This is a genomic window from Mycobacterium paraseoulense (genome assembly GCF_010731655.1).
GTDB classification, from domain to species: domain Bacteria; phylum Actinomycetota; class Actinomycetes; order Mycobacteriales; family Mycobacteriaceae; genus Mycobacterium; species Mycobacterium paraseoulense.
In genome coordinates this window covers 4,178,429-4,202,912 of record NZ_AP022619.1, presented here as the reverse complement: position 1 = coordinate 4,202,912, position 24,484 = coordinate 4,178,429, and the positions used below count along the sequence as shown (strand labels likewise).

Genomic DNA, 24,484 nt, shown 5'->3' with positions numbered 1-24,484 from the left:
CGGTCGATGCGAAGCCGCGCGGCCATCCTGTACGAGTACGGCCGGCCCTGGTCGGTCGAAGAGTTCGAGCTCGATCCCCCGAGACCGGGAGAGGTCCTGGTGCGGCTGGCCGCCACCGGCCTCTGCCACTCCGACGAACACATCCGGCAAGGCAAGCTCGCGCCGCCGCCGGAAACGTCGCGCGCCATGGGATTACCCGCCATGTCGCCGACAATCGGCGGCCACGAAGGTTCCGGCGTGGTGGTCGACGTCGGGGCGGGCGTCGCCGGGTTCGCGCCGGGCGACCACGTGGTGACGTCCTTCGTCGCGGTCTGCGGCCGGTGCCGATGGTGCGCATCGGGGATGGAGTACCTGTGCGACACGGGGTCGGGGACGTTGGCACCGGGCATGCCGACGGACGGCACCTTTCGCCACCACACCCTGGACGGACGCAACCTCGGCCACGTGTCCAAGATCGGCGCGTTCGCCGAACACACTGTGGTGGCGGCCAATTCGCTGGTGAAGATCGATCCCGGATTTCCGCTGGTGCCCGCCGCGCTGCTGGCGTGCGCCGTTCCCACCGGATATGGCTCGGCCGCCCGGCGCGCCGGGGTGCGGGCGGTGACACGGTGGTGGTGATCGGCACCGGCGGAATCGGCACCGCGGCCGTTCAGGGCGCTCGCATCAGCGGCGCGGCCGGGATCGTCGCGGTCGACGTGAGCGACTTCAAGCGCACCTCTGCAACGGCTTTCGGCGCGACCCACGTCGCCGCGACGGCGGCCGACGCGCTCGAGCTGGTCGCAGACCTGACCCGCGGCGTGATGGCGGACGCCGTCGTGGTCTCGCCCGCGATGATCGGCGAGGCGGACGTCGCGACGGCGCTGGCGCTCACCCGCAAGGGCGGCACCTGCGTGCTGACCGGCCTGCCGTCCCCGGCGACGCACTCGATCGCCGTCGCGCTGCAGGACTTCATCCTGATGAACAAGACGTTGTGCGGCACTGTCTTCGGTTCGTGTAACCCCAAGAGCGACATCCCGCTGCTGGCCACGCTATACCAGTCGGGTCGGCTACTCCTCGACGAGATGATCACCAAACGCTACCGGCTCGACGACATCAACGACGCCTACGCCGACCTGGCCGCCGGCCACCTGATCCGCGGGGTTGTCGACTTCGACCTGCGCTAGGCGCCAGTCGCGCGGCCGCAGCCGCCAGGTGCGGCGGGCGTACTCCAGCTCGGTGTACGGCCACTGGGTGACGATACGGCCGGTGGGCGACCGGAAGTAGCTGTCGCACCGGGTCCAGATGGTGCGCTCCAGATCTGCGGAAAGCTGGGCGTTGTAGCGCCTTTCGGCATCGGGGCGGACGTCGAGGTAACCGCCCTGGCGCGCCACCCGGCTGACTGCGCTGGCGACAAGTCGCGCACCGGCCTCGAGGATGTAGACGATCGAATTGCCACCCTGGTTGGTGTTGGGACCGTAGAGCATGAAGAAATTCGGGAAGCCGCTGACCGCGACACCCAGGTACGCGCTCGGATCGTCACCCCACCGGTCATGCAGCCTGCGTCCCCCGGCCCCGACGACGTCGATGCCCGAGAGGTAGCGCGACGTCTCGAACCCGGTGGCCAGCACGATCACATCGACGTCGACCGCGCGTCCCGCCGAGGTGAGCACCGACGATTCGCCGATCCGCTCGATGGGGTCGGTGATGAGCTCGACGTTGTCCCGCTGCAGCGCCCGGTAGAAATCGTCACCCAGCAACACCCGCTTGCAGCGGAACGGGTAGTCGGGCGTCAACGCCCGCCGCAGCGCGTCGTCGGCTACGGTGCGCTCCAGGAAAGACGTCGCGAACTGCGTGCGGGCGTCGATGACGGGGTCGTCGGCGAAGGTCGCCGTGTTGTCGTGCTGGAACTTCCAGATCTGCCAGCGGGTGCGGAGCGCGGCCAGCGGGTTGCGCCGGAACCGCGCCAATTCGGCTGCGCTGTAGGGGCGGTCGTCCTTGGGCACCATCCACGGCGGTGTGCGCTGAAAGACGGTGACCCGTTCGGCGATTTTGGCCAGTTCGGGAACCGCCTGCACCCCGCTCGCGCCGGTGCCGATCACCGCCACCCGCTTGCCCGCCAGTTCGACCCGGTGATCCCATTGTGCGGTGTGCATGAGCGTGCCGCCGAAGTCGCTCAGACCCGCGATGTCGGGAAGCCTTGGGGCACCGAACAATCCGACGGCGCAGACGACGACGTCGACGCTCAGGGTGTCCGCGCGCCCGGCCCGGTCCAGCTGGCAGTCCCAGGCCGCGCCGTTCCAGCGGACCGAGCGGACCCGGGTGCCCAGCATGAGATGCCGGCGCAGGTCGAAGTCATCGGCGACCGATTCGAGGTAGGCCAAGATCTCGGGCTGCCGCGCGTAGGTGCGGCTCCAGGATTTGTTGGGCGCGAACGAGAACGAGTAGAGATGACTCTGGATGTCGCACGCGGCGCCGGGATAGGTGTTACGCCGCCAGGTGCCGCCGACCCCGTCGTCGGCCTCGACGATCACCAGGTCGTCGATGCCGGCCCGGCGCAGCGCGACAGCGGCGCCCAGGCCACCGAAGCCCGCGCCGATGATCGCCACCGTGGGCGGGCGCCGGCGGCGGGTCGCGGCCCGCAGCCGTCCGAGGCCGTAGCGCCAACGGGCCTGCCGGCTGGTCACGGCCCGGCCTCGCCGCCCTTGATCAGGTAGCCCTCCAGGTCACCGCCGGACCGCCACTCGCGCAGCAGATCGGCGTACTCGGTGGGCGCGCCGAAGAAGAAGCTGCCCTGCCGAGTCTTGTTGTCCGCCTTGCCCTCGCGGTTGTAGTAGCCGGGGGTGCACGTCTGCGCGCGCTCCGCGCTGGCGGCCGACCGGGCGACGACAGTCTCGACCCAGGCCGACTCCGCGGCCGGCGCGGCCTCGACCTCGGTCAAGCCGTGCTCGAGCGCCCAGGCGATGATCCACGCGGCGTGGGTTGCCTGCACGTCCAGCAGGTACGGGAAGTTCACCGTCAAACCCGCCTGGGCGATGCTCTCGATGAAGCAGTTCGGGAACCCCGTCGTACACAGCCCCTGGAAGGTGCGCACCCCGTCGCGCCAGTGCTCGGTCAGTGACACCCCGTCGCGGCCCACGAGCTCGAACCCCGTGCGACGGCAGTAATCGGTGCCCACCTCGAAACCCGTTGCGAAGATCAGGCAGTCGAGCTCGTAGGCCACACCGTCGACGACCACACCGGACTCGGTGATGCGCTGGACGCCACGACCACGGGTGTCGACCAGCGTGACGTTGTCGCGGTTGAACGTCTGCAGGTACTCGTCGTGGAAGCACGGGCGTTTGCAGAAGTACCCGTACCACGGCTTGAGCGCCTCCGCGGTGGAGGGGTCGGTGACGATGCCCTCGACTCGCGCCCGGATCTCTTCCATCTTCGCGAAGTCCGCGATTTCGATGTCGCGGCCGCGTTGCGCCGGGTCCATGACGCCGTCGCCATCATGGCGCATCACCGGAAGCTTGCGGGTGATGCTCGTCCACGCGTCGGCGACCAGGTCTTCGTCGGCCCGGCCGCCGGCGGTGAGGATCTGGAAGTTCTCGATGCGGTCGCGCTGCCAGCCGGGCCGTAATGTGCTGGCCCACTGGGGATCCGTCGGGCGGTTGGCCCGCACGTCCACCGATGACGGTGTGCGCTGGAAGACGTAGAGCCGCCGCGTCGCCCGGGCGAGGTGTGGGACGCACTGGATCGCCGTGGCCCCGGTGCCGATGATGCCGACGCGCTTATCCGCCAGTTTCTCCAGCTCCTGGCCGGTGTAGGCGTAGTCCCACCGGCTGGTGTGGAACGCGTGCCCGCGAAACGCACCCAGGCCCTCGATGCCGGGCAGCTTGGGTTTGGCCTGGTAGCCATTGGCCATCGACACGAACCGGGCCCGCATCTCGTCGCCGTGGTTCGTGCGGATGATCCACCGGGATTCGTCCGCGTCCCAGCGGATCTCGCGCACCTCGGTGCGCAGGCACGCGTCGCGGTAGAGGTCGAAGTGTCGGGCGATGCGCTGGCAATGCGCGAAGATCTCGGCGCCCTTGGCGTATTTCTCGGTCGGGAGGTAGCCGAGCTCCTCGAGCAGCGGCATGTAGACATAGGACTCGACGTCGCAGGCGATTCCCGGATACCGATTCCAGTACCACGTGCCGCCCACGTCGGCGGCCCTGTCGATTAACCGCACGCTGTCCACGCCGAGCTGACGCAGGCGCACCCCCGTCAACAGGCCGCCGAAGCCGGCCCCGATGACGGCGACGTCCACCTCGTCGGTGAGCGGTTCCCGACTGAAGCACCCATCCACCCACGGGTCTTCGGCGAACCGGGCGAACGGGCCCGTCATCTCCACGTACTGCGCGATGCCGTCCGGGCGCAGGCGCCGCGCGCGCTCTTCGGCGTACTTGCGGCGCAGCGCGTCGACGTCGAAGGTAACGCCAACGGTTTCAGTCACGGCCGGATTCCTCTCGTGGCCCGACTATATAATCAATCGCTTGATCATATCAAGGGCGGCTTTGCACTCCCTGCCTGCGGTTATCCCGCCCGGCCGGGGCGAACAGCGTTCCCCGGACCATTCGCTTGGCCGACTCGAGTGCGGCGTGGTACTCCCGCGGCGGCGACGTGGCCGCCAGTTCGACCAAGCCGTAGATCAGGGCGTAGACGGCCTCGACGACGCTGGCCCGATCGGGCCGGTGAGCCAGATCGCCCGCGCGGTAGGCCTCGTCGACGACGCCCTCGATGATTTCGCGGAAGGCCTGAAACCCGGCGCCACCCGCGGGCTGCGAATCGGCGCCGACGGCGCCCGTGGCTCGGATGACCCACTCGAAGGCGGCGAGGTCGGGGTACTCGCGCATCAGGTGGCCCGATTCGTCGAGCACCGCCTCGATGCGGTCGATGACGTGCCCGGGTTTGGCGGCGGCCGCACGCAGCCGGGGCAGCGCGACATCGGTGCGCGCCGCGATCGCGGCTTTGATCAGCTCGGCCTTGTTGGGGAAGTAGTTGTAGAGGCTCGCGCTGGTGACGTTCGCGATGCGGGCGATCTCGCGGATCGTGGCTCGCGAGTACCCGACGTCGGCGACGCAGCGCATGGTGGCGGCGATGATCCGTCGCCGGGTCTCCTCGCCGCTGGCGCCCACGGGGCGCCCCAGCTGCGCCCGCGTCACCGTGCCTTTCCCACTCGCGCGTCCTGTCCGCCGGCCCTCGGTGCCGACGCGGTCAAATATAATCGAGTGATCGATTAGTTCGAGGTTGGCCGCGGAGGTGCGCAGTGGGTGATCGACGGACCCGCGGGTTCCGCGCCGCATGAGAGCCACGGCATCGCAATTGGGCCGCCCGGTGGGCGCCGACGGTGAGCAGACCCGTGCCCGCATCATCGCCGCGGCGATGCGGTGCGTGGCCGAGAAGGGTTATTCCCGCACCACGATTCGTGAGATCGCCCGGGCTGCCGACATGACCAGCGGCAGCCTCTATCACTACTTTCCGAACAAGTCCGAATTGCTGGACGCCGCCGTCGAGGACATCGAACGGAAAGCGGTGCCGCGGCTGCGGGCCGCCGCCGAATCGCGCGATGACGTGGTCGATCGCCTTGCGGCGGTGTTGGACGAGGCAAGCCGGCTCATGCGCGAACATCCCCATCTCGCCGCATTCGATCGGGCGGTCCGCGCGGAGAGCACCGAACATCCCGTTCGCGGCCGGCCGCAGTATCCCGGACCGAAAGCCTTGCGCGACATCGTCGCCGAGATCGTCGAGGACGCCCGGGCCCGGGGCGCGCTGTCCGCCGACACCGACGCGCGCGCCGCAGTCGATGCGATCTACGCGCTGGCTCGCGGGCTGACGGAGCGAGCGGCCAGTCTGGCGCCGCAGGGTTATGCGGCCACGCTGGCCTCGGCGAAGGAGTTGATCAGGGGGACGCTGTTCGTGCGCCCAGCGACTCGCCCAAACTCCACACCGCGACGCCGATCAGCACCAGGTCCTTGAGCAGGAACTGGCCCGGTAGCGCCGAGAGCACGGGCAGGCCCGCGGAGTGGGTGGCGACGACCCCGGGGGTGGTGAACAAGAAACTCAGCGTCCCCAAGAAGAGCACCACCGCCAGCGCGCTGCCGGCCGCCGACGCGCGTGGCCATACCGGCCGCAACGCAATGAGCAGTGCCGCAACGATTTCCATGGTGCCCAGCCCGCGTGCGACCGCGGTGACGCTCAGCACGTCGTATATCCAGCTCATCAGCGGGCTGTGCTCGATCAGCACGCGGGATTCCATCTTGACGTACTTCCCGAACCCGATCCAGGCCAGCACGACCACCAGGCCGTAGCGGCCGATGAATTGCCCCCACCCGGTTAGCCGTTGCCCCAACGGGATTGAGCTTGGGGCGGTGACGACGTCGTTTTTCAGCACGTACTGAGCACGAGCTCCCGCAGCCCCGGGTTCACTCGAGGCTATCCAGGGCAGCGACGATGTCGGCGACCTCGGTGCGGGTCGTGTAATCGGGATGGACGTCGATCCACCGGATGGTCCCGGCGCGGTCGACGATCGTCACGGTTGGCATCGGCAACCCGTACGTCCCGTCGGCATTCGCCTCCCGGAGCTCCAGGCCGAGGCTGCGCTGCGCGGCCTGGGCGTCGTCCGACGGAGCGGTGAGTACGCCCAGCCCCGCTGCGAGCTGATTGCCCGGGTCGGACAGCACGGTGAAGCTCAAAGCGTTGATCTCCTGCGATGACAATGAGCCGTCGGGCTTCTGCGGGCTGATGGCCACCAGCGCGACATCACGGTGCGCCAGCGACGGCACCAGGTGCTCCTGGTAGGCGCGCAGTGCCAGGTTGCAGTAGGGGCACCACGCACCGCGGTAGAGCACAACCACCGCAGTGCGTCCACCGACGCTCTCGGCCAGGGTGGTGGGTTCGCCGTGCACGTCAAGCAGCTGCCCACCGGGCATGGCGGTGCCGGGCGCGGCGACGCCGGCCGGCACGCCACCGGCCCGCAGCCGCGCCTGCTCGGCGCCAAAGGTGTCGGCAACGTCCTGGGGCAGTTGGCTCGCCATCTCCTGCTGGAATCCCGCGACCCGCTCGGCGATCGTCACGTGGTTGGTGTCTGCGGTACTTGTCATGAGGTCCTCACCCTTCGCATGCGTGCCGGCCTGGCGCACAACAACTTCCGGCACGGATTAGTAGACGTTTGCGTTCAGCATGATGAACCAAAAATGGAGTGTCAACTCCAAAACGAGTAGGCTGTGAAGCTCAGTCCACGGAAAGGGGGCTCGATGGCGCCGGTCCCGTACGACAGACTCACGGCGAAAGGGCGCGCAACCCGCGCGCGGATCGTGGCCGCCGCTTCAGACTTGATGCTGCAGCGCGGCGTCGCGCGGACGACCATTGAGGACATCCAGGAAGCCGCGGCCATCAGCACCTCGCAGATGTACCACTACTTCGCCGACAAGAGCGACCTCGTGGCCGCCGTCATCGATTTTCAAACCGATCGTGTGCTCGGCGTGCAGCACCTGGGCCTCGACCGCATCGACAGCATCGAGGACCTGCGCCGCTGGCGCGACATCATGGTGAACCTGGTGCAACGCCTGGGCTGCGCGGGAGGCTGCCCGATCGGCTCGATGGCCAACGAGCTGTCGGAAGCGGATCCCGTTGCGCGCGCCCAGCTCGCCCGGTCATTCGCCCAGTGGGAGAACATGATCCACGACAGCCTGGCCGCGATCGCCGCGCGCGGTGAACTGGCCGACGGAACGGACGTCGAGCGCGTCGCTCTGGCCATGCTCGCCGGCATTCAAGGTGGGTTGTTGCTCAGCCAGGTGCGGCGCGACACCGCGCCTCTGGAAGCCGCGGTAGACACCATGATCGAACACCTGAAGCGCCTCGGCATGCGGTGAGGCGTCGGGGAACGCGGTTATCGCGCGGCGGCGTAGCGGTCTCGCAACTGGGCGAGCGTGGCCTCGATGCCGGCGGCATTTCCTTTGCAGGCGCCGATCCGCTCGTAGTACTTCAGTGCGTTCTTGATCGCGCCGGCGTCGCGATAGTCGAAAGTCTCGGTGACCCGCGTCCGCGTCGGGGACAGCGATTCGAACTCCCAGCGCCAGCGGTGGCCCACCGGGTGACGCCATTCGACCAGTTCGTTCGGCTTCAGGGCGGTCACGGTGCTGGTGATCCGATAGGGCAGGCCATACATCTTCATCTTGGTCGAAAACTTCGATCCCACAGCCACTTCCGCCGGCATCTTGATGTTGTCGCGCACGGTGCCCGAGCCGTCGAGTTCGCTATGGCGGCGCGGGTTGGCGGCCATCGCGTACAGCTCGGCGGCCGGCGCGGCCACTTCAACCGACCGGCTCACCTGCCGGGGTCCCGCATCGACGACGGTGACGGTCATCGTGCCTCCCTCCGCTGAGCTCGCAAAGCCAGCTCGACGCTACGCTTCGCCGGGTTGGTGAGAAAGGACTTCGAGAACCGATGAGCCAGTCAATTTCGGGCAAGGTCGCACTGATCACCGGCGCCGCGCGGGGGCAGGGCCGGGCGCACGCCGCACGCCTGGCCGCCGAGGGCGCCGACATCATCGCCGTCGACATCGCCGGGCCATTGCCGCCGAGCGTTCCCTACGATTCGCCGACGCCCGAGGATCTGACCGAAACGGCGCGGCTGGTGAGCGCCAACGGCAGACGGGTCATCGCCGCGTCCGTCGACATCCGCGATCTCGAGGCGCTCAAAGCAGCCGTCGACCGGGCGGTCAGCGAGCTGGGACGCCTCGACATCATCGTCGCCAACGCGGGGATCTGCAGTCCCGCGCCGTGGGACCAGATCACGGCGGAAGCGTTCCGCGACACCATCGACACCAACGTGACGGGCACCTGGAACACCGTGATGGCCGGCGCCCCTCACATCGTCGACGGCGGTCGCGGCGGATCGATCATCCTGATCGGGTCGGCGGCCGGCATCAACATGCAGTCGTTCATGATCCACTACACCGCGAGCAAGCACGCCGTGGTGGGGATGGCGCGTGCATTCGCCGCCGAGCTGGGCCGGCACAACATCCGCGTCAACAGCCTCCACCCCGGAGCGGTCGCGACGCCGATGGGTACCGGGCGGATGCGCGAGGCGCTGCGGGCTGCCGCCGACACGTACCCACATCTGCGCGGCCTGCATAAGCCACTGCTGCCCGAGGGAATCGCGCAGCCGGAGGACATCGCCGACGCCGTCGCCTGGCTTGCCTCCGACCAGTCCCGGTTGGTCACGGCCACCCAGGTGTCGGTCGACATCGGCGTGGGCTACGTCTGATCCCGGTCCGCACCGATCCCGGCCGCGCCTTCGACACCGTCGACCAGGCACAATGGTGGTGGTGCCCTCGCCGTCTGGATCGGGCCCGGATCTTTTCCGACGCCCCGTTTGGCCTCATGGCTCCGCGGGGGAATACGGCGGTGGGGCGCGAACGTTGCCGCCGAGCATACCCCTGCGGGGTATGAGGAAGGGGAGATCATGACCACGAGCGAATACCGCGTGGCGGGGATGAGCTGTGCCCACTGCGAGGTGGCGGTAAAGAACGAGGTCGGTCGCCTCCCGGGCGTGGAGCGCGTGGACGTCAGCGCCGAAACGGGCCGGCTCGTGATCACCAGCTCGGTTCCCATCGACACGGCCGCGGTCCTCGGCGCGGTTGACGAGGCGGGCTACGAGGCCGTCTTGGTGGCATGAGCGTGGCGCCGGTGACCCATATCGAGCTGACGATCGCGGGAATGACGTGTGCATCGTGCGCGGCCCGGATCGAGAAGAAGCTGAACAGGCTCGACGGGGTCGCCGCGACCGTGAACTACGCCACCGAAAAGGCCACCCTGACCGTTCCCTCGGGGTATGACCCGCAACAGCTGATCGCCGCCGTCGAACAGGCCGGCTACACGGCGGCCTTGCCGCAACGTCGGGAGGAGCCCGCCCCGGAGGAGGGCGCCGACCCCGAACTGACCGCCCTTCGCACCCGCGTCGTCACTGCGCTCGTACTGGCCACCCCGGTGATCGCCATGGCGATGATCCCCGCTCTGCAATTTCGCTATTGGCAGTGGGCTTCGCTGGTCCTCGCCGCGCCGGTCGTCGTGTGGGCGGGCCGTCCCTTTCACGCCGCCGCCTGGGCGAACCTCAGACACGGCACCGCCACGATGGACACCCTTGTCTCGATCGGCACGCTGTCGGCATTCCTGTGGTCGCTGTACGCGCTGTTCCTGGGGACGGCCGGAGTACCGGGGATGCACGACCGCTTCGAACTGACCGTCCGGCCGTCCGACGGTGCGGGCAACATCTACCTCGAAGTCGCCGCGGGCGTGACCCTGTTCGTGCTGGCCGGGCGGTACTTCGAGAAGCGGTCCAAGCGGACGGCGGGGGCCGCGCTGCGCGCATTGCTCGAGCTCGGCGCCAAGGACGTCGCCGTGCTGCGCGACGGCGCCGAGACCCGCATCCCGGTGGACCGCCTGACGGTCGGGGACCAGTTCGTGGTGCGGCCCGGGGAGAAGGTGGCCACCGACGGCGTCGTGGTCTCGGGTTCGTCGGCAGTGGACGTCTCGATGCTCACCGGGGAGTCCGTCCCCGCGGAGGTCGGCCCGGGCGGCGGCGTCACGGGCGGCACCGTCAACGTCGGCGGACGTCTCGTCGTGCGCGCCACCCGCGTCGGCGACGACACGCAACTGGCGCACATGGCCAAGTTGGTCGAGGAGGCGCAGTCGGGCAAGGCCGGAGTGCAACGACTCGCCGACCGCATCTCCAGCGTGTTCGTCCCCGTCGTCATCGGCATCGCGCTGGCGACGCTCGGCGCATGGCTCGCGCTGGGCTCCCCGGCCACGGCGGCCCTGACCGCGGCCGTCGCGGTGCTCATCATCGCCTGCCCGTGCGCCCTGGGCCTGGCCACCCCGACCGCCCTGCTCGTCGGCACGGGCCGCGCGGCTCAGCTCGGCGTGCTGATCAAAGGTCCCGAGGTCCTGGAGTCCACCCGCAACGTCGACACGATCGTGCTCGACAAGACCGGCACGGTCACCACCGGGAAGATGAGCCTGGTCGACGTGATCACCGGGCCGGCGACCGACCGCGAGACGCTCCTTCGTTACGCCGGGGCGCTCGAAGACGCCTCCGAACATCCCATCGCGCAGGCCATCGCCAGGGCCGCCAAAGCCGAGCTGCACGCGCTGCCCACACCCGACGGTTTCGCCAGCCTCGAGGGCAACGGGGTGCGGGGCGTCGTCGACGGCCACACGGTCACGGTCGGACGCCCGCGCCTGCTGGCCGATGCGGGCCAGCCACTGGACGCCGCGCTGTCGGCGGACAGGGCGCGCGCCGAGGGCCAGGGCAAGACCGCGGTCGCCGTCGGATGGGACGGCCGCACGCGCGGAGTCCTGGTGGTCGCCGACACCGTCAAACCCACCAGCGCCGAGGCGATCCGGCAGTTCAAGCGGCTGGGCCTGACACCGATCTTGCTGACCGGCGACAACGGGACCGTCGCCAATCGGATCGCCGAGCAGGTCGGCATCGAACAGGTCATCTCCGACACGATGCCCGCCGACAAGGTCGCCGCCGTCAAACGCCTGCAGTCCGAAGGCAAGGTGGTGGCCATGGTCGGCGACGGCGTCAACGACGCCGCGGCCCTCGCTGCCGCCGACCTCGGGGTGGCCATGGGCACCGGCACCGACGTCGCGATCGAAGCCGCCGACATCACCGTCACCCGCGGCGACTTGCGCGCCGCGGTGGATGCGATCCGGCTGTCCCGGCGAACGCTGGCCACGATCAAGGGCAACCTGTTCTGGGCCTTCGGCTACAACATCGCCGCCATCCCACTCGCCGCGCTCGGCATGCTGAACCCGATGCTGGCGGGCGCCGCGATGGCGTTTTCCAGCGTTTTCGTCGTCGCCAACAGCCTGCGCCTCCGCTCGTTCAGCAGCGTGACGAACACGTAGAACGTCACACCCACACGCCGCGACGGGCAGCCGGAGGGGCGGGGCCGGTGTGGGATAGTTGTCTTCCGACCCAGTGCGTTCGAACAGACCACCGGTCCGCTCCGCGTAGCGATCGACTCAGCAAAGGCAACGACTGTTGGACCAATTCTTTGGACGACTGTCCTTGCTGCACGGCTGGTTCCCGCCGGTCGTGCAGGCACTGACGTTGCTGGTGCTCATCGTCGCGATCCAGTGGCGTGCGCGGCCCTGGCTCAAGCGGGTGCTGCCCGTGGCCCTGATCGCGGCGGTCGCGGTGACCGCGCTCTCGTATTGGTACATCACGTCGCTCGGCGTGGCCGGCGACCCGGCGCCGACCGCGCTGTGGGTCTGGATCGCGCTGACCGGCCTGGCCGCCGCGGTGGTCTTGGTGGGCTGGCCGGGCGCACACTGGTGGCGCCGCGCACTCGCGGTGCTGTCCGTACCTCTGTGCGTGTTGTGCGCGGGTCTGGCCCTCAACGGATGGGTGGGCTATTTCCCGACGGCGCTTGCCGCGTGGAATCAACTGACCTCGGTGCCGTTGCCCGACCAGGTCGACCGGCTGCGGGTCACCGAGATGCAGGTCGCCGGGACCAGGCCGACAAAGGGCGTGGTGGTGCCGGTGGACATCGACGACAACGCCTCCCACTTTCACCACCGCCGGGAATTGGTCTATCTGCCTCCGGCGTGGTTCAACAGCAATCCGCCGCCTCGGCTGCCGGCGGTCATGATGATCAGCTCGGCGTTCAACACCCCGGCCGACTGGCTGGGCCCGGGCGGCGCCTTCACCGCGATCGACGGCTTCGCCGCCGCGCATCACGGGTTCTCCCCGGTGCTGGTGTTCGTCGATCCCACCGGTTCGTTCGACAACGACACCGAGTGCGTCAACGGCAGTCGCGGCAACTCCGCCGACCATCTGACCAAGGATGTCGTGCCGTTCGTGGTGTCGAACTTCGGCGTCAGTGCCGACCGCGCCAACTGGGGCGTCGCCGGCTGGTCGATGGGCGGGACCTGCGCGGTCGACCTGGCCGTCATGCATCCGGAGTTGTTCAGCGCGTTCGTCGACATCGCCGGTGACCGCAGCCCCAATGTCGGCCCCAAGGACCAAACGATCGCCAAATTGTTCGGCGGCAACCACACGGCGTGGGCCGCCTTCGACCCGCTCACGGTGATGGCGCGCCATGGTCGCTATACCGGGCTTGCGGGCTGGTTCGACGTCCCGGGGTCATCGGAGCCGCGCAACGTCGCCGAGGAGGCCAACCCGACCGGGGCGGCCCCCAGCACCGACCCCACCGCCAACCCGGAGGGCCAGGACGCCGCCGCCAACGCGCTGTGCGCCGCCGGCGCCGCCAACGGGATCACCTGCGCCGTGGTGAGCCAGCCGGGCAAGCACGACTGGCCGTTCGCGGCCCAGGCGTTCACCGCTGCGCTGCCCTGGCTGGCCTCGCGGCTGGGCACGCCCGAAGTCGAACCGGTGCAGCTGCCCCAGCACGGCTGATCACACTGGTCACAAAATTCACAGATGACCCACCAGTAACGCTCGCGTTATATTCGCCCTGGTAGTGGTACCGTTCGCTGCTGATGGCTGCGATGTACTGCATGACGGGCGACCCCTCCGCGGGTCGGCCCGGTGCGCGCCGCGCCGCCACCCACGTCGAGTCCGTACCACCTTCGCCGTCGAGATGAACCGCCGTCAGTTCCTGGGTTCGCTTGCCGCGTCGGTCGTCGCCGGCGTGGGTGCCGCCCGGCTCGTGGTCGACCCGCAGCCGCGGACGTTCGCCCAAGTGCCGCCGGCCTCCGTGGCGGTATCCGGCCCCGCCGCCCCGGCGGCCCTGTTACCGCCCCCGCCGCCCGACGCCCGCATCCCGCTGCCCGGCGGCGGCGCATTGATCAAGATCCCCGGCGAAGGCGATCTGCTCGCGCTGACCGTCGACGACGGCGTCAACAGCGAGGTGGTGCGCGCGTACACGCAGTTCGCCAAGGACACCGGTGTGCGGTTGACCTACTTCGTCAACGGCACCTATGACTCCTGGACCGAGAACAAGGAGATGCTGCGGCCCCTGGTCGACAGCGGGCAGATCCAACTCGGCAACCACACCTGGTCCCACCCCGACCTGACGGCGCTGCCCAAAGACCAGATCGCCCGACAGCTCACCCGCAACGACGAATTCCTCAAGCAGACGTACGGCGTCGGCGCGAAGCCGTACTGGCGGCCGCCGTACGCGAAGCGCAATGCGGTCGTCGACGCAGTCGCCGCCGATCTGGGCTACACGGTGCCGACGTTGTGGTCGGGATCGCTGTCGGATTCGACGCTGATCACCGAGGACTACATCGTGCAGATGGCCGAGCAGTACTTCACACCGCAGGCCATCGTCATCGGGCACCTCAACCACCTGCCCGTCACGCACGTCTACCCACAACTCGTCGACTTCATCCGCGAGCGCAACCTGCGCACGGTCACGCTCAACGACGTGTTCCTGAAGACGCCCTAGCGGCGGGCACATTCCACGAATTCGTTTGCAGGCGAGTGGTATCCGCGTTGCACGGCCTCTGACAACTCGTTGTCCTCCACTACACCGCGGGCGATGAACAACGCGTTCCGCGGGCGCCGGTCAACGTCTGGTACCGCCTGATCGCGGCGACCTTGTTCCCGGGACGGGCGAGGCCGGGACCGCAGCGGCCCCGTCAGCCCGCCGGCAGGATGTTCTGGTTGATGCGGAAGACGTTGCCCGGATCGTATTGCGCCTTGACCTCGGTGAGCCGCCGGTAATTCGGGCCGTAGGTCGCCCGGACCCGCTCCTGGCCCTCGTCCATCATGAAGTTCACGTACGCACCGCCGGCCGAGTACGGGTGGGTCGCGTCCCAGTAGTCGACGGCCCAGCGCTTCAACAGTTTTGCGTTCGCCGGGTCGGGGTCGACCCCCGCGATGACCTGCGAGAAGTTGACGTCCCGGTACGCCCACGCCGTCTCGGACTCACCGACGCGGTGGACCGCCCCGTCGATGGGATACAGGTGCATCGTGGAGTGCATGGTCGGCAACTCCTCGGTGAAGCGGGCGTGGGCAGCAACCGCGCCGTCGGGCACCGTCCGGAAGAAGTCGCCACGCCAATACCATTGCAGGCCTTTGGGATACAGGGCATCGAAGGTGGACTGTAGTGCCGGGAAGGGAGCGGCGCCCAGGCCGTCGAAGGCCGGCTCCATCTGCCGGACCGGCGCGAACGCCTCCTCGGCGCCCGCGGGGTCGCCCGTGTAGCACCAGACCACGGCGCAGGCCTTCTGCAGGTGGAACGCCTCGGGGAACGGCGCCACCGGCGGGACCGTCATGGCCGCGAAGAACCCGTAGAGATCCTCGTCCTGAGCCGGGATGAAATCCCGATACCACGCGAGGATGTCGGCGGTGGCCGAAGCGGGCCAGGCGGTGGGCCCGCAGATCACCGTGTGGACCGGATGCAGCCGGAAGGTGAACGACGTGACGACGCCGAAGTTTCCGCCGCCGCCGCGCAGCGCCCAGAACAGGTCGGGGTGCTCGGATTCCGACGCCGTCACCACCTTGCCGTCGGCCAGCACGACCTCGGCCTCCAACAGGTTGTCGATGGTGAGGCCGTGCTTGCGGGCGAGGTACCCGTGGCCGCCGCCGAGGGTCAGGCCGCCGACACCCGTGGTGGAGACGATGCCGGTCGGTATCGCCAGGCCATACGCGTGCGTCGCGCCGTCGACCTGTCCCCACGTCGCCCCGCCCTGCACCCGGGCGGTGCGCCCTCCCGGGTCGACGTCGACGAGGTTCATCAGCGACAGATCGATGACGAGGCCGCCGTCAACCGACCCGAATCCGGGGCCGTTGTGGCCGCCCCCGCGGACGGCGACCGCAAGGCCAGACCTCCGGGCGAATTCGAGCGCACCCGCGACGTCGGCAGCCGATTGACAGCGGACGATCACCGCCGGCCGCTTGTCGATCATGCCGTTGTGCACCGCGCGCGCCTCGTCGTAACCGGGGTCGTCCGGCAGGATCACCTGCGAGCCGAGGCTGGCCCGCAATTCATCGGTTGGGGTTGTGAGGCTCATCGCCCACACCTCCTTGGGTTTGCTCGCGGGTGTTGATGTCGCAACGTTACGAGGCCGGTGAGCCGCGCGTCATGACCACAACCGAGCATTTCCGAGGCATTCCACGATAGTCACATCTGACTATCGACCCGCCCACACCGCCGCGGTTACCTTGTTTGCATGGCGCAGTGGGTGCCGCCCCCGCTCCCGGCCGAACTCATCGCTCGCCGCCGCGGCCCGCTGGTGGGTCGCGGCGCGGAACTCGCGGTGTTCGAGCAGGCTTGGGAGCGGGTCGAGCGGGGCAACCGCCAGGCGGTTTTCATCGGCGGCGAGCCGGGGGCCGGTAAGACGCGGCTGGCCGCGGAGGTGGCGGGAACGCTGTTCGACCACGGCGTCGCGGTGCTCGTCGGAAGTTCGACGGCCGACGAGGACGTGCCCTACGCGCCCTTCGCCGAAGCGCTCGACCGGCTGCTGATCGCCGGTCCGCCGGGTTCGATGGCCGAACCGTTGAGCGAGGTGGGGTCGCAGTTGCGGCGGCTGTCGCCCCACGTCGGCCGGCATGTGCCGGACGACGGCCCGGCCGCGCCCGCCGGGCCGGCGCGGCAGGCCCTCTTCGACGCGATGACCGGCTTTCTGCGGCGGCTGGCGGTCGACCGCCCCATCGCGTTGATCCTCGACGACCTGCACTGGGCGCAGCTCCCCACGCTGGCGCTGCTCGAGCACGTGCTGATCGGGTGTGCCGACGTTCGCGTGCTGGTGGTGGTCACTTTTCGCACGACCGAGCCCGACCGGTCCGACGATCTGGCCACCCGGCTGGCCGAATTGCACCGGTTCGACGGGGTGCGGCGGCTGGATTTGGCGGGCCTGGACACCGAGGCAATCGCCGAGTTCGTGGCGCGCACCCAGCAGATGGCCCCGGCGTCGGCGCGCACGGCCGCCGCCCTGCTGCGCGAGAAAACCGGCGGCAATCCGTTCTTCCTGACCGAACTGGTCAACGACCTCGAAATCCGCGGCGGTCTCGCGACATTGGGGACGCACCAGACGGTCCCCGCGTCGATCGGAGACGCCATCGCCCGCCGCCTCGCCGGCCTCGGGGGCGGTGTGCGTGCGGTCATCGAGCAGGCGGCGGTGCTTGGCCAAACGTTCGACCTGCCGGCCCTCGTCTCGACGTGCGAGACGGAGGTCGGCGCGACGCTGGCGGCGATCGATTCGGCCGAGGCCGTCGGGTTGGTGCGCGCGGTTCACGACTCCGACGGTGAGTTCGCGTTCGTGCACGCGCTGACCCGCGAGGCGGTGCTCGCCGGGATGGCGGCCTCGCGGCTGCGGGTCATGCACGCGCGCGCCGCCGAGGCCCTCGAGGGACGCGCGGACCCCTCGCTCGTTCCGCGCCTGGCCAACCACTTCCTGCGCGCGCACGTGCTGGGCTACCACGAGAAGGCGTTGCAGTACGCGCGCCGGGCGGCCCGGATGGCCGAACAGAGCCTGGCCTACGAGGACGCCGCGAAGTGGTTCGAGCGGGCGGCGTCGCTTCCCGAGCTCAGCCTCGCCGAGCGGGCCAGGCTGCACCTCGACGCCGCCGCCAACCACGTGCGCGGCGCCTCATTCGTGCGCGCGCGGGTGATCTACGAACGCATCGGCGCGATGGACGACCCGTTGACGCGGTTGGAGGCTGCCGTCGGCTACGAGGAGGCCAATTGGCGGCCCGGACAGTCGAATTCGAGGGCAGCTGACCTGCTGGCGTCGGCGCTCGAATCATCCGGGCTGCAAGCCGATGACCCCCGCTACGTGCAGGCGCTCGGCAGCTTCGGGCGAGCGCTGGCATTCGCCGGCGAGGCGGCGCGGGCGCGCGAGGTCGGCGCCGACGCGATCGAGCGCGCGCGGGCCATCGGCGAGACGGCGGTCCTGCTGCACACCTTGAAGACGAGCCTGTGGCAGGGCCTCACCCCGGAGATGAGTGAGGTCCAGGCCGAGCGTGCGGCCGAGGTATCCGGCATGGCGCTGGCACGCCGCGACTACGAATCATTGGGCGCGGCTTCACATTTCCATGCCCTGGTCAGCTACCTGGCCGGAAGGCCCGACGGACTGGCCGCCGCGACCGCCGACATGCGCCGGGCGGCCCAGGCCTGCGGACAACCCTCCTTCGGTTTCGTCGGCGCCTGCATCGAGCAAGCGCTGGCCTACCTGCGCGGCGACTTCGCCGGCGCCGAACGATGCGCCGATCTCGCCTTGCGCACCGGGGACTTGTTCGGCGCCGAGGACACCGAAGGCTCGAATGGGGTCCAGATGTTCATGATTCGGCGCGAGACCGGCGATCTGAAGAGGTTCGGCGGGTTCGTGGACGGCAGCGAGACATTCGCGGGCCGCTGGGTTCCGGGCCTGCTTGCCCTCTACACCGAGCTCCAGTGCGAACACGGCATGACCCGCGCGCTGAATCGGCTGCTCAACCGCAACCTCGACGACCGCCTCGAGGATGCGCAGTGGCCGATGGAGCTGGTGTTCATGGTCGAGGCGGCATTAGCGCTGTCCAACCGCGAAGCGGTCCACGCGCTGCGCCCGTTCGTTTCCCGTTATGCCGGGAAGAACCTGGTGGCCGGCCAGTTCGTCGCGTTGTTCGGCAGCGCCGACCGGTATCTGGCCCGGATGGCGGCGCTCTGTGGGGACGGCGCCGCGGCCCAGCGGCATTTCGCCGCCGCGATCGAGATGGACCGCCGGATGGGCTCGGTGGTCCACATCAGCGAGACGCTGGCCCGGCACGCGTTGTTCGCCGCGTCGTGCGGCCGCATCGAGGAAGCCCGGCACCTCGCCGGTGAAGCGCGAACCGTCGCCGGTGCGATCGGCCAGAACCGGGTCGTCGCCCTGGCGGATTCGGTGCTTGCCGCGCCTCCCGCGGGTCCCGACGGTCTGACCGAGCGGGAGGTCGAGGTGCTGCGGCTGCTCGCCGAGGGGTTGAGCAACCGGGCGATCGGCGAACGCCTCTTCATCAGCACCAACACCGCCGCCAACCATGTGCGCAACATCCTGATCAAAACGGGGGCGGCGAACCGCACGCAGGCGGCGATGTACGCCGCCGATCACGAGCTTCTCGGCTAACGCCGCGTCAGATGTCGGACAGCGCCCCGTCCGGCATCAGGCGGTCTCTCACTTCGACGACGGCGTTGGCGGGCAGGCCCGCGCGGGCGGCCGCGGACCTGATGGCCTCCGGAGACGGCGCCTCATAGAGGCAGTACGTCTTGCGTTTGTCCGCCGACAGGAACGAATACATCCAGCGGACGCCCTCTTGATCGTTGATCCGGTTGATGCCGTCGGCAACCTCGAGGCTCGGTTCCAGGTCCTCGGCAAAGTTGCGCTCGACCATGAAGATGGGCACGGCGGACTCCTGTCACTGTCTTGAGTCGAGCCTAAGCCTGAGACGACGGTGAAGACACGGGAATTTTCAGCGGGCGTCACTCCCCCGCCGACTCCGTCTGCTCGGCGAGCAACATCTGCAAGGTCTCGCGCAGCTCGGCCAATCGCCGCGGTCCCAGGATCTGCTCCCAGCGTTCCTCCAAATCGACTGCGTTCGAACGCATTACCCGCAGCGCTTGCCGGCCGCGCGGCGTCAGCTCGATGATTCGGGCTCGCGCGTCGAGAGGATTGGGCGCGCGGGTGACGTAACCGTGTCGCTCCAGGCCGGCGATCGCCTGGGCCACCGCCTGGCGGCTCACCCGGAGCCGATCGGCCAGATCCGATGCGTGCAGCCCTCCGGCCGCCAGCGGCACGAGCGCGACGGCTTGCGCCGGGCGGATGCCGTCGAGTCCTGCGGCGGCAAACGCCGCCCGCAACCGCGGCGCCCCGGAAGCGGCCACCAGGTTCACCAGCGCCGGGACGGTGGGCTGCCAGTCGGGATGGACAGGGCGTCGCATGGGGAAAGTGTGCCACCCACCCCCAGATTGACAAGTGACTTGTCAAATTCCGCATCGGCTGCCACGATGTCCCCATGCAATCGCGTCGCGCCCGGGCCGCCAGCGCGTGCCTCGTCGCCGTCCTGGCTATCGCCCTCGGTGGCTGCCTGAGTGGCGGGCGAGCGCTGGGAACGCCTGGCTCGCAATCGATCCCGGTCGGGCAGTCCACCCAGAGCGTCGAGGCGGGGGGCGTCAGCCGGACCTTTCACCTGTACCGACCCCAGGGCTTGACCGATGCGGTGCCGCTGGTGGTGATGCTGCACGGCGGCTTCGGCAGCGGCGAGCAAGCCGAGCGTGCCTATCACTGGGATGCCGAGGCCGACGCCGGGCATTTCCTGGTCGCCTACCCCGACGGGCTCAACCGCGCGTGGAACGCCGGGACCTGCTGCGGCGAACCGCAGCGCGTCGACGCCGACGACGTCGGCTTCATCACGGCCATGGTCGGCGCCATCGAGGAACAGATCCCCATCGATCGGGCCCGCGTCTATGTCACCGGCATGTCGAACGGGGCCATGATGGCGCTGCGGCTCGGCTGCCAGTCCGACCTGTTCGCCGCGATCGCACCGGTGGCGGGCACGCTGCTCACGGACTGTTCCCGCGCGCGGCCCGCGTCGGTGCTACAGATCCACGGCACGGCCGACGACCGGGTCCCCTACGACGGCGGACCGGGAAAGGCGTTCGCCTTCAACGGGACCGCCCGCGTCGACGGTCCTTCGGCGCAGGCCGTCAACGCCACCTGGCGCGCCATCGACGGGTGCGGGCCGCCGACCTCCAGCACCACCGGCGACGTGACGACACAGATCGCGGCATGCGCGGACGGGCGCACGGTCGAGCTGATCTCGGTGGCCGGCGCGGGCCATCAATGGCCGGGCGGCGAGCCCAGCCCCCTCGCCGAGAAGCTCGCGGGCATCCCCGCACCCTCGACGGCCCTGAACGCCACCGACACCATCTGGCGGTTCTTCGCTCAGCACCTTCGTTAGGCCGCGGCGAATCTCTAGAATTTTAGAGAATGCCCTTCCGCCGGTGGACCCCGATTGTTACCGTTCCGTAATGCGCCGGGTTGGGGGAGCTGTCGCCGTCCTGCTGGTCCTCTTCGCCGCGCTCGTCGGCCCGGGCATCGCCCGCGCCGACGGCGGTGACGAACCGCAATACGCGCAGTTCTACACGCCGCCCGACCCGTTGCCGCCCGGCCAACCGGGCGATCTGATCCGCACCGAACCGTCCCGACTGGTGCTCGAGCCATCGGGCCAGCTGGGCGCGATCATGGCCACCGGGACGCGAATCATGTACCGCAGCACCGATACCCGGGGCAACCCGATCGCGGTCACCGGCACCTACTTCGAGCCCTACAACGACTGGCCGGGCCGCGGGCCGCGGCCCTTGATCAGTTACGCACCGGGCACCCAAGGCCAGGGCAACCAGTGCGCCCCGTCGCGAATGTTCAACCAGGGCATCCACTATTCGGGCGGCTGGGACATCATGTTCAACTACGAGGAACTGTTCGTCGCGACGATGGTCGCCCGCGGTTTCGCGATCGTGATGACCGACTACGAAGGCCTCGGCACCACCTCCATGCACACCTACGTCGGCCGCGTGGCCGAGGGGCAGGCGGTCCTCGACGCCGCCCGCGCCGCCATGAAGCTGCCGGGAACATCGCTGGATCCCCATGGGCCGGTGGCGTTTTGGGGCTACTCGCAGGGCGGGGGCGCGACCGCGTCGGCGGCCGAGTTGGCGTCGGCCTACGCGCCCGATCTCCATATCGTGGGGACCTACGCCGGGGCGCCGCCGGCCAACCTCAAGGAGTTGTTGCCGTACGCGGACGGGAGCGTCCTGGTCGGCGTCGTCGGGTACGCCCTCAACAGCGTCATGGCCGCCTACCCGGAGTTCGCCGACGTCATCCGTTCCAAGATGACCCCACGTGGGCTGGCGATGCTCGAATCAGTGTCGCGCCAGTGCGTCGGGCAGACCCTGCTGGACTTCATGTTTCGCCATATCCAGCCCTACTTCACCGAAGACATCGATCAGCTGGTCAACGAGGAGCCGTTCAACACCCTGTTCGAGGACCAGCGGCTCGGGCGCTACAAACCTAACGCGCCGGTGCTGATCAACAGCAACCACTACGACCCGCTGGTGCCATGGACCGCGGCCAATCAACTCGGTCGCGACTGGTGCGCCCAGGGTGCCGACGTGGAGTTCCGGACCAACGAGGAACCACCGTTCCTCAACAAGCTCATCATCAACCACGCGTTGCCGATGCTCGTCGACGGCGAGCCGGCCATGCAGTGGATCGCCGCCCGATTCAACGGAGAACCGACGGCGCCCAACTGCGGCCAGTTTTAGACTGGACCAATCCCAGCACGCAGAAAGCACAACGCACCCGAGCGGCGCCGCCAGCTCGCGGACGCCGCCATCGAGCTGCTGGGCACCAACGGGGTGCACGGCGTCAGCCACCCCCGGGTCGATGATCGCGCCGGCGTGCCGCCCGGCACCGCGTCGTTCTACTTCCGGACCCGTAAAGCGCTGCTGCACGCGGCCGCGGCGCGCGTGGCCGAGCTCGACGTGGCCGACTTTTCCCGGATGGCCGAGCTCGCCGAGGATCCGGCCGCGCAATTCACCGGCACCGCGGGGCTGGCCCGCATCGTCATGTACGTCAACAGCGAACCGTGGCTGACCCGCGCCAAGGCGCGCTACGAGCTCGCGTTGCTCGCGGGCCGCGACCCCGAACTGGCCACCACCCTGGACGAGTCCGCGCAGCGGCTCTACACCCTGGCCCGCGACGTCGTCGCCCACTGGCATCCGGACGGGAGCGCCCCCGACCCGGCGCTGGTCGAAGACCAGGCGATCGCCACGCTCGCCCTGATCAACGGGATCATGCTGACGTTCGTCGCGGGGCAGCCCGCGGTCGACAGCGCCGACCACCTCGACCGGCTCATCCAGGGCGTCATCGCGGGCGTCGCCGTGGTTCGCGAGCGAGGAGCTGGCTGCGAAGGTTGAAGCAACAGTGCGTCGCGGGGCCTCAGTCCTTGATGTCGTCAGCGCGCGGGCCCGTTCAGCATGCCGTCGATCAGCCGGTGCAGCACCTGCCGGGTATCCCGGCGCGTGCGTTTCGGATCCTCGGCGGTCGCGATGAGCATGGCCGCCTCGTCGAGCGCACCGATCAGCACGTGGGCCAGCGGCCGCACCGGTTGCCTGGCCAACTGGCCGGCCCGGATCGCCTCGGCAATCAATTGTTCGGTCATGCCCAGGCTGTACCGCTGCGCGACATCGCGAAAACCCGCCCAGCCCAGCACACTCGGGGCATCCAGCAACATCAGCTGACGCACCTCCGGATCACCGGAAACCTCCAGCCACGCGTCGACCGCCGCACGGATCGCGTCCGCCGGTGTCGTCGCACCCGACTCTGCCACCAGGGTGCCCATCCGCGCCATCACGTCCTGCTCAACCGCCTCGACGACCTCGCGGAAAAGCGCTGCCTTGTCGGCGAATTGGTGGTACATCGCGCCGCGCGTCACCCCCGCGACGGCCGCGATCTCCGGCGTTCCGACCTCCGCGTAACCCCGTAGCCCCCACAGCTCGCGGCCAGCCGCGATCAGCGCGTCGCGGGTCGCCGCGGAGCGCTCTTCCTGAGTCCGTCTCTTGCTTTCCATACAACCTGTTGGTAACTTACGAACAGACAGCCTGTTTGTAAATGTATCCCGAGGTAGGAGTTCTCTATGTCGACGATCGACATTAGTGCCGGAACCATCCATTACGAAGCAACCGGACCCGAAAGCGGCAGGCCGGTCGTTTTCGTGCACGGCTACATGATGGGCGGCCAGCTGTGGCGCCAGGTCAGCGAACGCCTGGCCGACCGCGGGCTGCGGTGCATCGCACCGACGTGGCCGCTGGGCGCGCATCCGGAGCCGTTGCGGCGCGGCGCCGATCGGAGCATCACCGGGGTCGCGGGGATGGTCGCCCAGGTGCTGACCGCGCTCGACCTCGAGGACGTGGTGCTGGTGGGCAACGACACGGGCGGGGTCGTCACCCAACTCGTGGCCGTGCACCACCCCGAGCGGCTCGGCGCCCTGGTGCTCACGAGTTGCGATGCGTTCGAACATTTTCCGCCACCGATCCTCAAGCCGGTGATCCTGGCGGCCAAGACGAAAGCGACGTTTCGGGCCGTCTCCCAGGCCATGCGGGTGCCGGCGGCGCGCAAGCGCGCGTTCGACGGGCTGGCGCACCGCAACATCGACGACCTCACCGAGGCGTGGGTGCGACCGGGGCTGTCCGACCCGCACATCGCCGAAGACCTGCGCCAGTTCACCCTGTCGATGCGCACGGAGGTGACGACGGGCGTCGCGGCCCGGCTGCCCGAGTTCGACAAGCCCACCCTGATCGCGTGGTCGGCCGACGATGTGTTCTTCGAGCAGGAGGACGGCGCCCGCCTGGCCGCCACCATCCCCAACGCCCGCCTCGAGGTCATCGAAGGCGCCAGGACATTCTCGATGATCGACCAGCCGGACCGGCTCGCCGACCTGTTGTCGACGATCGCGGTGCGCACGTAACCACCCGCCCCGCCGGCGGTAG

General features: G+C 69.2%; 22 protein-coding genes and 1 pseudogene. 13 read left to right on the top strand and 10 right to left on the bottom strand.

All coding sequences use genetic code 11. The annotated features are described in order from the left end of the window. The first annotated feature begins 6 nt into the window (after positions 1–6). Positions 7–1,163: pseudogene (locus G6N51_RS19545) on the top strand (Zn-dependent alcohol dehydrogenase). On the opposite strand, the gene G6N51_RS19540 reads toward G6N51_RS19545, so the two are convergent. The 3 genes from G6N51_RS19540 to G6N51_RS19530 are packed head-to-tail and all read right to left on the bottom strand — an operon-like array spanning position 1,047 to position 5,168. After that, on the bottom strand, positions 1,047–2,663 hold the full coding sequence (locus G6N51_RS19540) for a flavin-containing monooxygenase (RefSeq protein WP_083176105.1): 1,617 nt from the start codon (positions 2,661–2,663) through the stop codon (positions 1,047–1,049). The pseudogene G6N51_RS19545 and the gene G6N51_RS19540 overlap by 117 nt on opposite strands. Next, on the bottom strand, positions 2,660–4,459 hold the full coding sequence (locus G6N51_RS19535) for a flavin-containing monooxygenase (RefSeq protein ID WP_083176103.1): 1,800 nt from the start codon (positions 4,457–4,459) through the stop codon (positions 2,660–2,662). The genes G6N51_RS19540 and G6N51_RS19535 overlap by 4 nt, the downstream gene beginning before the upstream one ends. Positions 4,460–4,508: 49 nt before the next feature. Beyond that, on the bottom strand, positions 4,509–5,168 hold the full coding sequence (locus G6N51_RS19530) for a TetR/AcrR family transcriptional regulator (RefSeq protein ID WP_083176123.1): 660 nt from the start codon (positions 5,166–5,168) through the stop codon (positions 4,509–4,511). 139 nt (positions 5,169–5,307) lie between these two features. Between G6N51_RS19530 and G6N51_RS19525 the strand changes: the two genes are divergently transcribed. Next, positions 5,308–5,982 (top strand): TetR/AcrR family transcriptional regulator, encoded by a 675-nt coding sequence (locus G6N51_RS19525; protein WP_083176101.1) that lies wholly within the window; start codon positions 5,308–5,310, stop codon positions 5,980–5,982. Here G6N51_RS19525 and G6N51_RS19520 read toward each other — a convergent pair. Further along, positions 5,906–6,397, bottom strand: coding sequence for a DUF417 family protein (locus G6N51_RS19520; protein ID WP_232078439.1), 492 nt, complete (start codon positions 6,395–6,397; stop codon positions 5,906–5,908). The genes G6N51_RS19525 and G6N51_RS19520 overlap by 77 nt on opposite strands. 31 nt (positions 6,398–6,428) lie before the next feature. Continuing rightward, positions 6,429–7,106 carry a peroxiredoxin-like family protein gene (locus G6N51_RS19515; RefSeq protein WP_083176119.1) on the bottom strand — a complete coding sequence of 226 codons (678 nt, stop codon included), beginning with the start codon at positions 7,104–7,106 and terminating at the stop codon, positions 6,429–6,431. 153 nt (positions 7,107–7,259) lie between these two features. Between G6N51_RS19515 and G6N51_RS19510 the strand changes: the two genes are divergently transcribed. Next, the gene (locus G6N51_RS19510) at positions 7,260–7,877 is read left to right on the top strand and encodes a TetR/AcrR family transcriptional regulator (protein ID WP_083176099.1); all 618 of its coding nucleotides are present in this window, start codon (positions 7,260–7,262) and stop codon (positions 7,875–7,877) included. Positions 7,878–7,894: 17 nt separating this feature from the next. Here the strand turns inward: G6N51_RS19510 and G6N51_RS19505 are convergent, their stop codons facing one another. Further along, a complete protein-coding gene (locus G6N51_RS19505; protein WP_083176097.1) occupies positions 7,895–8,371 on the bottom strand; it encodes an SRPBCC family protein in 477 nt (158 codons plus the stop codon). Between the two features lie 80 nt (positions 8,372–8,451). Between G6N51_RS19505 and G6N51_RS19500 the strand changes: the two genes are divergently transcribed. The 5 genes from G6N51_RS19500 (at position 8,452) to G6N51_RS19480 (ending at position 14,428) form a co-directional block, all read left to right on the top strand. Next, the gene (locus tag G6N51_RS19500) at positions 8,452–9,273 is read left to right on the top strand and encodes a mycofactocin-coupled SDR family oxidoreductase (protein WP_083176095.1); all 822 of its coding nucleotides are present in this window, start codon (positions 8,452–8,454) and stop codon (positions 9,271–9,273) included. 198 nt (positions 9,274–9,471) lie between these two features. Beyond that, positions 9,472–9,684, top strand: coding sequence for a heavy-metal-associated domain-containing protein (locus tag G6N51_RS19495; RefSeq protein ID WP_083176093.1), 213 nt, complete (start codon positions 9,472–9,474; stop codon positions 9,682–9,684). Continuing rightward, entirely contained in the window at positions 9,681–11,921 is a 2,241-nt protein-coding gene (locus G6N51_RS19490; protein WP_083176091.1) for a heavy metal translocating P-type ATPase, read from the top strand. The genes G6N51_RS19495 and G6N51_RS19490 overlap by 4 nt, the downstream gene beginning before the upstream one ends. Positions 11,922–12,057: 136 nt before the next feature. Next, positions 12,058–13,434, top strand: coding sequence for an alpha/beta hydrolase (locus tag G6N51_RS19485; protein WP_083176089.1), 1,377 nt, complete (start codon positions 12,058–12,060; stop codon positions 13,432–13,434). A 184-nt stretch (positions 13,435–13,618) separates the two neighbouring features. After that, entirely contained in the window at positions 13,619–14,428 is an 810-nt protein-coding gene (locus G6N51_RS19480; protein WP_163750758.1) for a polysaccharide deacetylase family protein, read from the top strand. Between the two features lie 193 nt (positions 14,429–14,621). On the opposite strand, the gene G6N51_RS19475 is transcribed toward G6N51_RS19480, so the two are convergent. Next, positions 14,622–15,998 (bottom strand): FAD-binding oxidoreductase, encoded by a 1,377-nt coding sequence (locus G6N51_RS19475; RefSeq protein WP_083171349.1) that lies wholly within the window; start codon positions 15,996–15,998, stop codon positions 14,622–14,624. 159 nt (positions 15,999–16,157) lie between these two features. Between G6N51_RS19475 and G6N51_RS29460 the strand changes: the two genes are divergently transcribed. Further along, entirely contained in the window at positions 16,158–19,067 is a 2,910-nt protein-coding gene (locus tag G6N51_RS29460; protein WP_163750756.1) for a helix-turn-helix transcriptional regulator, read from the top strand. Between the two features lie 7 nt (positions 19,068–19,074). Here G6N51_RS29460 and G6N51_RS19465 read toward each other — a convergent pair whose 3' ends face one another. Together G6N51_RS19465 and G6N51_RS19460 are read right to left on the bottom strand one after the other, a co-directional pair. Further along, a complete protein-coding gene (locus tag G6N51_RS19465; RefSeq protein ID WP_083171343.1) occupies positions 19,075–19,344 on the bottom strand; it encodes a DUF4242 domain-containing protein in 270 nt (89 codons plus the stop codon). A 76-nt stretch (positions 19,345–19,420) separates the two neighbouring features. Next, positions 19,421–19,879 carry a MarR family winged helix-turn-helix transcriptional regulator gene (locus tag G6N51_RS19460; RefSeq protein ID WP_083171340.1) on the bottom strand — a complete coding sequence of 153 codons (459 nt, stop codon included), beginning with the start codon at positions 19,877–19,879 and terminating at the stop codon, positions 19,421–19,423. Positions 19,880–19,953: 74 nt separating this feature from the next. Here G6N51_RS19460 and G6N51_RS19455 point away from each other — a divergent pair, with 74 nt between their 5' ends. The 3 genes from G6N51_RS19455 (at position 19,954) to G6N51_RS19445 (ending at position 22,912) form a co-directional block, all read left to right on the top strand. Continuing rightward, on the top strand, positions 19,954–20,898 hold the full coding sequence (locus G6N51_RS19455; RefSeq protein ID WP_083171337.1) for an extracellular catalytic domain type 1 short-chain-length polyhydroxyalkanoate depolymerase: 945 nt from the start codon (positions 19,954–19,956) through the stop codon (positions 20,896–20,898). Positions 20,899–20,968: 70 nt separating this feature from the next. After that, positions 20,969–22,258 carry a lipase family protein gene (locus tag G6N51_RS19450; protein ID WP_083171334.1) on the top strand — a complete coding sequence of 430 codons (1,290 nt, stop codon included), beginning with the start codon at positions 20,969–20,971 and terminating at the stop codon, positions 22,256–22,258. A gap of 75 nt (positions 22,259–22,333) precedes the next feature. After that, positions 22,334–22,912, top strand: a complete 579-nt coding sequence (locus tag G6N51_RS19445) for a TetR/AcrR family transcriptional regulator (protein WP_083171332.1) — start codon at positions 22,334–22,336, stop codon at positions 22,910–22,912. Between the two features lie 38 nt (positions 22,913–22,950). Here the strand turns inward: G6N51_RS19445 and G6N51_RS19440 are convergent, their stop codons facing one another. Then, the gene (locus G6N51_RS19440) at positions 22,951–23,565 is read right to left on the bottom strand and encodes a TetR/AcrR family transcriptional regulator (protein ID WP_083171329.1); all 615 of its coding nucleotides are present in this window, start codon (positions 23,563–23,565) and stop codon (positions 22,951–22,953) included. Positions 23,566–23,631: 66 nt separating this feature from the next. On the opposite strand from G6N51_RS19440, the gene G6N51_RS19435 reads away from it, so the two are divergent. Continuing rightward, on the top strand, positions 23,632–24,462 hold the full coding sequence (locus tag G6N51_RS19435; RefSeq protein WP_083171326.1) for an alpha/beta fold hydrolase: 831 nt from the start codon (positions 23,632–23,634) through the stop codon (positions 24,460–24,462). The last annotated feature ends 22 nt before the right edge of the window (positions 24,463–24,484 follow it).

Bases quoted from the DNA above. Each gene is read 5' to 3' on its own strand.
- G6N51_RS19525 (WP_083176101.1), top strand. From the start codon at position 5,308: ATGAGAGCCACGGCATCGCAATTGGGCCGCCCGGTGGGCGCCGACGGT.
- G6N51_RS19515 (WP_083176119.1), bottom strand. From the start codon at position 7,106: ATGACAAGTACCGCAGACACCAACCACGTGACGATCGCCGAGCGGGTC.
- G6N51_RS19510 (WP_083176099.1), top strand. From the start codon at position 7,260: ATGGCGCCGGTCCCGTACGACAGACTCACGGCGAAAGGGCGCGCAACC.
- G6N51_RS19505 (WP_083176097.1), bottom strand. From the start codon at position 8,371: ATGACCGTCACCGTCGTCGATGCGGGACCCCGGCAGGTGAGCCGGTCG.
- G6N51_RS19500 (WP_083176095.1), top strand. From the start codon at position 8,452: ATGAGCCAGTCAATTTCGGGCAAGGTCGCACTGATCACCGGCGCCGCG.
- G6N51_RS19495 (WP_083176093.1), top strand. From the start codon at position 9,472: ATGACCACGAGCGAATACCGCGTGGCGGGGATGAGCTGTGCCCACTGC.
- G6N51_RS19490 (WP_083176091.1), top strand. From the start codon at position 9,681: ATGAGCGTGGCGCCGGTGACCCATATCGAGCTGACGATCGCGGGAATG.
- G6N51_RS19480 (WP_163750758.1), top strand. From the start codon at position 13,619: ATGAACCGCCGTCAGTTCCTGGGTTCGCTTGCCGCGTCGGTCGTCGCC.
- G6N51_RS19475 (WP_083171349.1), bottom strand. From the start codon at position 15,998: ATGAGCCTCACAACCCCAACCGATGAATTGCGGGCCAGCCTCGGCTCG.
- G6N51_RS29460 (WP_163750756.1), top strand. From the start codon at position 16,158: ATGGCGCAGTGGGTGCCGCCCCCGCTCCCGGCCGAACTCATCGCTCGC.
- G6N51_RS19460 (WP_083171340.1), bottom strand. From the start codon at position 19,879: ATGCGACGCCCTGTCCATCCCGACTGGCAGCCCACCGTCCCGGCGCTG.
- G6N51_RS19455 (WP_083171337.1), top strand. From the start codon at position 19,954: ATGCAATCGCGTCGCGCCCGGGCCGCCAGCGCGTGCCTCGTCGCCGTC.
- G6N51_RS19450 (WP_083171334.1), top strand. From the start codon at position 20,969: ATGCGCCGGGTTGGGGGAGCTGTCGCCGTCCTGCTGGTCCTCTTCGCC.
- G6N51_RS19440 (WP_083171329.1), bottom strand. From the start codon at position 23,565: ATGGAAAGCAAGAGACGGACTCAGGAAGAGCGCTCCGCGGCGACCCGC.
- G6N51_RS19435 (WP_083171326.1), top strand. From the start codon at position 23,632: ATGTCGACGATCGACATTAGTGCCGGAACCATCCATTACGAAGCAACC.